Here is a 7,323-nt window from a genome sequence, read left to right on the forward strand (position 1 = left end):
CCCCCGGCGGGGGGGGGGGGGGGCGCCCGCCCCGGGGCGGGGAGCTGCGGGCGGACGCCGTGCTGCTCGCCACCGGCCCGTCGGTGCCGCGGATGGCGGCCGAGGCCGGGCAGAGGATCGACGACGGCACGCCGGTCTCGCTGCTGGTCACCACCAGGCCGGTCGGCGCGCCGCTGAAGGCCGTGCTGAACACGCCGCGCGTGGCGATCCGCCCCGCGCCCGGCGGCGCTTTCGCGCTGGATTCGGCGTGGTCGGAGGAGGAGGTGGAGCTCCGTCCAGACGGCAGCTACGGGGTACGGCAGGAGACCGTCGACGGCCTGCTGGCGGAAGCCTCGAAGGTCCTGGAGGGCAACCCGAAGCTGGAGCTCGACCGCTATGGCGTGGGCCGCAAGCCGATCCCCGGCGACGGCGACCCGGTGTTCGGCGAGCTGCAGGCGATCCCCGGCTATTTCGTCGCCTTCAGCCACAGCGGCGCCACGCTCGGGCTGATCGCCGGCGAGCTGCTGGCCTTCGAGATCGCCACCGGCGAGCGGCACCCGATGCTGGCCCCGTTCCGCCCGGAGCGCTTCCGGACCGGTGCCCGATAAGGGCAGATCCGGCACCCGCTCCGTCCCGAGATGAGCTAGGATGTGGCTCAAGGGAGGGCGACATGCCGTCGAGCTTCAACGTCAATCACGCGGCCGGCTATGAGCAGCTGATGGGGCGCTGGAGCCGGACGCTCGCACCTCTGCTGATCCAATTCGCGGGCATCGCCGACGGCGAGCGGATCCTCGATGTCGGCTGCGGCACCGGCAGCCTGACCTTCGCGCTGCCGCACGCCGCGGATCTGAGCGAGATCGCCGCGATCGACTACTCGCCCGTCTTCGTCGAGGAGGCGCGGCGCCGTAACAAGGATCCGCGGATTGCGATCCAGGAGGCGGACGCCTGCGCCCTGCCGTTCCCGGACGGCGGTTTCGACCGCGCCCTGTCGCTGCTCGTCCTCCACTTCGTCAGCGACGCGGCGAAGGCGGTCGCCGAGATGCGCCGCGTGGTCCGTCCGGGCGGTGTCGTCGCCGCCGCGGTCTGGGACCATCTCGGCGGGCTGCCGGCGATGCGGATGATGTGGGACACGGTGGCCTCATCGAGCGCAGCCGCGCGTGAGGCGCGCAGCCGGTACCTGTTCCAGCCGATGATGCGCCCGGGCGAGATGAAGCAGTGCTTCATCGGGCAGGGGCTGGCGGAGGTGGAGCAGACGTCGCTGGCGATCCGGATGGACTACCGGTCGTTCGACGACTACTGGGAGCCGATCGCCGCGGGCGAAGGGCCGCTGGGCAAGTATGTGTCGGCGCTCGATCCCGCCGGGCGCGCCGCGACCGACGCCGCGGTCAGGGCCGCCTATGAGGGCGGCGAGCCGGACGGGCCCCGCTCCTTCGCCGCGGTCGCATGGGCCTGTCGCGGTATCCGTCCGGTCTCCTGAAGGACGTCAGGTCGGGTTCGCCCGGCCCCGCTCGATGGGGGCCGGGCGGCGGCGCGGTTCACTGGGCCGCGACGGTCATGGCCGACCGGGCGGCCTGCTCGATCACGGCGGCGACCTCCTGCGGGCGGGATTCGTAGACCGAATGGCTCGCGCCCTGCAGCACCGTGACGTGGCTGCGGGCCCGCTCGTAGTAGAAGCGCTCGAGGTCCGGATTGATGATCTTGTCGGCGGCGGCGACGATGCCCCAGCTCGGCTTGGTCTTCCAGGCCGCCGCGGTCATCGGCGCGGAGAACACCCCCGCCGCGGTCGGGACCTGGGACTGCGCCTCGAACTGTGCCTGGTCGAGCGGCAGGTCGGCCGCGAAATCGGCGGGGAACAGGTCGGGCCGCAGATGGGTGAAGCCGTCCGTCGATTTCACCACCGCGCCGGGCTGCTGCTGGGTGAAACTCGGCATCTTCTTGCCGAGATCGGCTTCGTCCTCGCCGACATCGGGCGCATGGGCCGCGACATAGACCAGGGCCGCGACATGCGGGTCCTCGCCGGCCTCGGTGATGATCGACCCGCCATAGCTGTGGGCCACCAGGACGGTCGGGCCGTCCTGCTCGGCGAGCACCTGCCTGGTGGCGGCGACGTCGGCCGCCAGGCTGGTCAGCGGCTGCTGCACCATGGTCACGTGGAAGCCATCACGGGTCAGGATGTCGTAGACCGGCTTCCAGCCGGAGGCGTCGACCCAGGCGCCGTGGACCAGCACGATGTTCTTGATCGGCGCCGCGGCGGGGGCGGCCGACGCGGCCGCGGGGGCGACGGAGGCCAGCAGCGAGGCCAGCAGGAGTATGCGCTTGCTGTGGAACGGAGACATGACGCCACCTCGTTTGTTGAGCGTTGGGAGAGGTCTCCGCGCGACCCGGAAGAAGCGTCGTCGGGACCACGAGATGAAAGGTACGGCGGTCCCCGGCCCGGCCTCCATTCTACAGGAGGGCTGTCGGAACCGTGCATTCCGGTCGCCGGACAGAGACTTTGGTATGGGGTCGGAGCCGGGCTCCGGCTGCGCAAACGGCAGAGCCGCGGAGCGATCCCTCGCGCCGCGGCTCGGTGTCTTGCCCTGGGGCCGGCGCAGTCAGCGCCCGGCGACCCTCACTCTCGATAGCTGTCGGCGGCGCCGTCGAGGACGATCGTGCCGCCATCGATCAGGACCGGACCATCCGGCGGGCCGGGCTCGATCGTCGGCCAGACCGCGGGCAGATGGGCTTGGCGCCGGGGCCTCCGCGGGGACCGGACCACCGGGCCGGTGGCTGCGATCCACAGGTCGATGCCCCGGGCCGAGGCGCGGAGGCCGAGGAGATGATCCGTGCCGTCCTCGCCGGCACCGTCCCGGGTCGCGAGCCGGATCTCGAACTCTCCCGCCTGCCGCTCCTCCGACGGGCCGAGCGGCTGCCGCGAGCATGACAGGTGCAAGACGTCCAGCCGGCGGGTGCCCGAAACGTCGCGGCGGGAGGTGAATGAGATCGACCAGTTGAAATACTGCGCGTCGCCGGTGTCGATGTGGCGCCGAATGAAGGCGCCCGATCCGCTCCAGAACATCGCCTCCTCCCAATTCTGTGATCGTCGAGACAGTCACAGCATGGCGGACGGCCCGGGGCGGACCCATTCCACTGTGGTTTGCGCCGGCTGGCGTTTTCGGTGGCGGGGGATAGACCTAGGTATAGGTCGCCGATGCGCCGGGGATCAGTGGGTCTCGCGCCGCAGCGCCGAGGCCAGGCATCCGATCAGCACCTCGGCATCGACCGGCTTCTCCAGGAAGCCATGGGCGCCGCCGGCCAGGGCCTTCGATCGCGTCGCCGCGTCGGTGTAGGAGGTCATGAAGATCATCGGGGGAGCCCCGCCCTGCACGTTCAGCAGCGCCTGCAGATCGAGGCCGGTCATTCCCCCCATCCGGACGTCCACGACCATGCAGGCCACCGCGGACCGGCCCGGGAAGGCCAGGAACTCCTCCGCCGAGGCGAAGGGCAGCGCGCGGTAGCCCAGCGAGGACAGGAGATCCTCCAGCGCCTCGCGGATGGCCTGGTCGTCGTCGATGACGGCAATGACAGGGGAATGGGACACGATACCTCGGCGGACGGCAAAACGGGACTAAGGCCCGCCCATCTTGGATAGCCGAGGGTCCGCTGCGCGGATACCATACATAGGTCCAGGACGGAGCGGCTGTCCGTCCAGCCCCGGGCGTCACCGCTCCAGCAATTCCGTCTTCCGCACCAGGTCGGCGACCGATCGGACCGCCATCTTCCGCATGACGTTGCCGCGGTGCAGCTTGACCGTGATCTCGCTGATGCCGAGCAGGCCGGCGATCTGCTTGTTCATCAGCCCCTTTACCACCGCCGCCATGACCTCGGTCTCGCGCGGGGTCAGGGTGGCCGCCAGCGCCGCCACCTCCTTCGCCGCTGCGGCGTCGCGGCGCTGCGCCATGTCCTTGTCGATGGCGGCGGCGACCGCATCCAGCATGTCCTGGTCGCGGAAGGGTTTGGTCAGGAAATCCGTCGCCCCGGCCTTCATCGCCCGCACGCTCATCGGGATGTCGCCATGGCCGGTCATGAAGATGATCGGGCGGGTGTTGCCGCTGCGCGCCAGCTGGGCCTGCAGGTCCAGCCCGCTGAGTCCCGGCAGGCGGACGTCGAGCACCAGGCAGCCGGGCCGGTCGGCCGGGGCGGCGTCGAGCAGCTCCCGGGTCGAGCCGAAGCTTTTCGTCTCGATCCCGACCGAGCGCAGCAGATCGGCCAGCGCCTCGCGGATGCCTTCGTCGTCGTCGACGATGAGGACGAGGGGGGCGGATGCCGTGGCGGCTGGTGCTTTCATGACGCTTGCGCGGTGTCCGCCGGCAGCGCGAACTCGAACACCGCTCCCCCCTGCTCGTGAGTCCTGGCCGTCAACCATCCGCCATATGTCTCGATCGTCGAGCGGCAGATCGCAAGCCCCATTCCCATGCCGCCCCGCTTGGTCGTGAAGAACGGCTCGAACAGCCGGGCCTGGACCTCGTCGGGAATCCCCTTGCCGCGATCGCGGATCGCGACGCGCACCTCTGCGTCGGGCGCTCCGGGACCGTCGACGCTGACCGTCAGCTCGCGCGCGGCAGCCTGGGTTTCGGCCATGGCGTGCAGGCCGTTGGTCATCAGGTTGATCAGCACCTGCTGCAGCGCCACGCGATCGGCCCGGATCGGCGGGACCGAGGGCGCGAATTGGGTGACGACCGTCGCGGCATGGGTGCTTAGCTCGGTCTCCAGCAGCGCGACCGTCTCCTCGATCAGCGCGCGCAGATCGATCGCTTCGTCGCTGCGCTGGTCGCGGACCAGCTGGCCGCGGGTGCGCTGCACGATCTCGGCGGCCCGCCGGCCGTCCCGCACCGTGCGCTCCGCCGCCCGCACCGCCGCTTCGACATCGGGCGGATCCTTGCCGAGCCAGCGCAGGCAGGTCTGGGCGTTCATCACCACGGCGCCGAGCGGCTGGTTGATCTCATGGGCGATCGAGGCCGACAGCGCGCCGACGGTCGCCGCCCGCGACGCTCGCGCCAGCTCGGCCTGGACCGCGAGCTGGGTCTGCTGGATCTGCTCGCGCTGGGTCACATCGACCATGGCGACGACGACGCGGCCGAACTCGTCCGCCTCGTCGGGGAAGGCGATGCCGAGCAGGACGGTCAGCACCTGCCCGTCCGCCGCCGCCAGCTTGGCTCTCCCCTCGAACTGGCTGCTGCCGTCGGCCACCGCGGTCAAGACCGCCAGCGGGGCGGGGTCGTCGGCCGGCAGGAAGCGCTCGATCGGGCCCAGCGCCTCGGCGGGCGACGGCAGCCGCAGCAGCTCCGCCGTTGCGTCGTTGACATGTACGGTCCTGATCCGCCGGACACAGTCCCGGGCGAAGGCCGGATGCGCGCGGGCATGGGCGGCGAGGTCCTGCACGCCCTGCTGCCGCAGCGCCGCGAGCATGGCCCTGACCTCGGAGAAATCCTGCTCCCACAGCGAGACCGGGGCCTGCTCGAAGATCGACCGGTACCGCTTCTCGCTGCGGGCCAGGGCGGCGTTCGCCTGCACCAGCGACCGCTTCGATGCCTGGTCGCGCAGGAGAAGCACCGTGGTGATGCCGATCGCCGCCAGCGAAATGCCGCAGCGGACCACGGCCGAGGCATCCGCCTCCTCGCCGTGCGCGATGAAAAAGGAGAGAACCGCGAGGCCGGCACAGGCCAGCGCCAGGAGGATGAGGCCGCGCCGCGAGAAGGTGTCCGATGCCGCCAGCATCACCAGCACATAGAGCACCGCGATGGCGCCGGTGACATCGGTGAAGGTGTCGACGACGAAGACGGCCGCGCCCAGCACCAGCGCCAGCAGGCGGTGCCGCCGGCGGCGCCCGGGATGGATTCGCGCCAGGCCGGGCCCGGAACCGGGCGCGGGGTCGGCGGGGATCTCTGCGGCGTCGTGGCTCATCGAGGGGGCAACTTTGCGGGTTCAGTCGACCGAGCGGACCCGGTCGGAGTCGAGGATGCGGCGGGCGAAGTCCGGCATGGTCAGGCCGCCGCGCACTGCGGCATCGAGCGCCGCCTCCTTCTGCCGGATCGCGGCCAGGCGGTCGACCACCGCGGCCAGGCGGTCCCGCGGGATCACCACCACGCCGTCGAGGTCGCCGACCAGCACGTCGCCGGACTCCACGCGCACGCCGCCGACCACGATCGGCAGCCCGGCCGTGCCCGGCCCCTGCCGTGCCGGCGAGTTCGGGGTGATGCCGGCCGCGAACACCGGCAGCCCGACCTGGCGCAGACCGGCCAGATCGCGCACCAGCCCGTCGGTCACCAGCGCCACGGCGCCCTTGTTGCGGGCCATGCCGGCGACCAGGTCGCCGATCACCGCCGTGCCCTCATAGGCTCCGGCGGCGCAGACCAGAACGTCGCCCGGCCCGGCGATGTCGAGCGCGGCGAACACCGCCAGGTTGTCGGCCGGGCCGCAGTCGCAGGTCACCGCGACGCCGACGAAGCCGGCGGGATCGACCGGCTTGATCCGGTGGTGCAGCGCGCCCGAGCCGTCCATGGCGTCGACGGCGAAGCCGGTCTGGATGCCTTGCAGGGCCTCGACCAGCGCCGGGTCCGGCCGGGCGAAGCGGCGGCGGATCGTCAGCAGCGGCGGATCGTCGATCATGGCGCACCCCATTTGGCAACGGGCCCATCGGTCCGGGCAGACGCTATACTGCCCGGCAAAGCCAAGGCAACAGCATGGAGGGTGGGCAAAAGCCGACCTTGACATCCAGTCGGCCGCGGCAGCCACGCGCCGGCCACGTTCCCCGGTGTTGACGGAGGACATGTCGGGAAAGACGGGGACGCGGCCGGGTAGGGCGCCCTGGGCGATGACCGGCTCATAGGGCCGGCCGGTCATCGACGACAGGGTGCTCCATTGCGGGTGGGCATGGACGACGGCATGGACGTCCGGACGGGCCCGATAGATTTCGGCATGGAGCGGAAGCTCCAGCGGCGGCCGTTCGGTTCCCCGGCGAAGGGAACCGTCGCGGTCGACCGGCATGATGCATGGCCGGGTGGCGCGGCCGCCGTTGAGTGGCCAATCCGTTGACACAGAAGACGAGGGCCCGGACTTGTGCCGGGCCTATCTCCTAACTGCCTGATTTTCTGGGGGGAAATGGTGCCGAAGCGGGGATTTGAACCCCGGACCTACTGATTACGAATCAGTTGCTCTACCCCTGAGCTACTTCGGCGCCGCAGGGCGGGCACCCTATACAGGGCGCACGCCGCAGCGTCAACGGCCGGCGCGGCTCAAGCCGTGGCGGCGGGGACCACGGCCGTGGGGGGGGGGGGCGGCGCCCGCGGGGGGGCGGGCGCGGGG

Annotated in this window: 8 protein-coding genes, 1 tRNA gene and 1 pseudogene; 2 read left to right on the forward strand and 8 right to left on the reverse strand. The window is 71.3% G+C overall.

Features of this window, described 5'->3' with window-relative positions; genetic code table 11:
- Both AAHM41_RS37490 and AAHM41_RS37495 read left to right on the forward strand, forming a co-directional pair.
- The coding region (locus tag AAHM41_RS37490; RefSeq protein WP_342241735.1) for an NAD(P)/FAD-dependent oxidoreductase at window positions 1-587 on the forward strand (587 nt) is incomplete at its 5' end.
- A 62-nt stretch (window positions 588-649) separates the two neighbouring features.
- Window positions 650-1,456 (forward strand): class I SAM-dependent methyltransferase, encoded by an 807-nt coding sequence (locus tag AAHM41_RS37495; RefSeq protein ID WP_342241736.1) that lies wholly within the window; start codon window positions 650-652, stop codon window positions 1,454-1,456.
- 58 nt (window positions 1,457-1,514) lie between these two features.
- On the opposite strand, the gene AAHM41_RS37500 is transcribed toward AAHM41_RS37495, so the two are convergent.
- From AAHM41_RS37500 to AAHM41_RS37530, 8 genes and pseudogenes are all read right to left on the reverse strand, one after another.
- Window positions 1,515-2,315 (reverse strand): alpha/beta hydrolase, encoded by an 801-nt coding sequence (locus tag AAHM41_RS37500; RefSeq protein ID WP_342241737.1) that lies wholly within the window; start codon window positions 2,313-2,315, stop codon window positions 1,515-1,517.
- A gap of 275 nt (window positions 2,316-2,590) precedes the next feature.
- Window positions 2,591-3,037, reverse strand: a complete 447-nt coding sequence (locus AAHM41_RS37505; protein ID WP_342241738.1) for a hypothetical protein — start codon at window positions 3,035-3,037, stop codon at window positions 2,591-2,593.
- Window positions 3,038-3,181: 144 nt separating this feature from the next.
- On the reverse strand, window positions 3,182-3,559 hold the full coding sequence (locus AAHM41_RS37510; protein WP_342241739.1) for a response regulator transcription factor: 378 nt from the start codon (window positions 3,557-3,559) through the stop codon (window positions 3,182-3,184).
- Between the two features lie 120 nt (window positions 3,560-3,679).
- Complete coding sequence (locus tag AAHM41_RS37515; RefSeq protein ID WP_342241740.1) at window positions 3,680-4,306, reverse strand: response regulator transcription factor; 627 nt, start codon at window positions 4,304-4,306, stop codon at window positions 3,680-3,682.
- Complete coding sequence (locus tag AAHM41_RS37520) at window positions 4,303-5,922, reverse strand: sensor histidine kinase (RefSeq protein WP_342241741.1); 1,620 nt, start codon at window positions 5,920-5,922, stop codon at window positions 4,303-4,305. The genes AAHM41_RS37515 and AAHM41_RS37520 overlap by 4 nt, the downstream gene beginning before the upstream one ends.
- 21 nt (window positions 5,923-5,943) lie before the next feature.
- The gene (locus AAHM41_RS37525; RefSeq protein ID WP_342241742.1) at window positions 5,944-6,627 is read right to left on the reverse strand and encodes an RraA family protein; all 684 of its coding nucleotides are present in this window, start codon (window positions 6,625-6,627) and stop codon (window positions 5,944-5,946) included.
- A gap of 120 nt (window positions 6,628-6,747) precedes the next feature.
- Window positions 6,748-7,005, reverse strand: a pseudogene (locus tag AAHM41_RS40785) (class II aldolase/adducin family protein); the annotation flags it as partial.
- A 115-nt stretch (window positions 7,006-7,120) separates the two neighbouring features.
- Window positions 7,121-7,195 (reverse strand) — tRNA-Thr (locus AAHM41_RS37530).
- Between the last annotated feature and the right edge of the window lie 128 nt (window positions 7,196-7,323).

The organism is Inquilinus sp. OTU3971, assembly GCF_038440215.1.

What these genes read in the sequence shown, in the direction of transcription:
- AAHM41_RS37500 (WP_342241737.1), bottom strand. Translation starts at nt 2,315, where the DNA reads ATGTCTCCGTTCCACAGCAAGCGCATACTCCTGCTGGCCTCGCTGCTG.
- AAHM41_RS37520 (WP_342241741.1), bottom strand. Translation starts at nt 5,922, where the DNA reads ATGAGCCACGACGCCGCAGAGATCCCCGCCGACCCCGCGCCCGGTTCC.
- AAHM41_RS37525 (WP_342241742.1), bottom strand. Translation starts at nt 6,627, where the DNA reads ATGATCGACGATCCGCCGCTGCTGACGATCCGCCGCCGCTTCGCCCGG.
- AAHM41_RS37515 (WP_342241740.1), bottom strand. Translation starts at nt 4,306, where the DNA reads ATGAAAGCACCAGCCGCCACGGCATCCGCCCCCCTCGTCCTCATCGTC.
- AAHM41_RS37495 (WP_342241736.1), top strand. Translation starts at nt 650, where the DNA reads ATGCCGTCGAGCTTCAACGTCAATCACGCGGCCGGCTATGAGCAGCTG.
- AAHM41_RS37505 (WP_342241738.1), bottom strand. Translation starts at nt 3,037, where the DNA reads ATGTTCTGGAGCGGATCGGGCGCCTTCATTCGGCGCCACATCGACACC.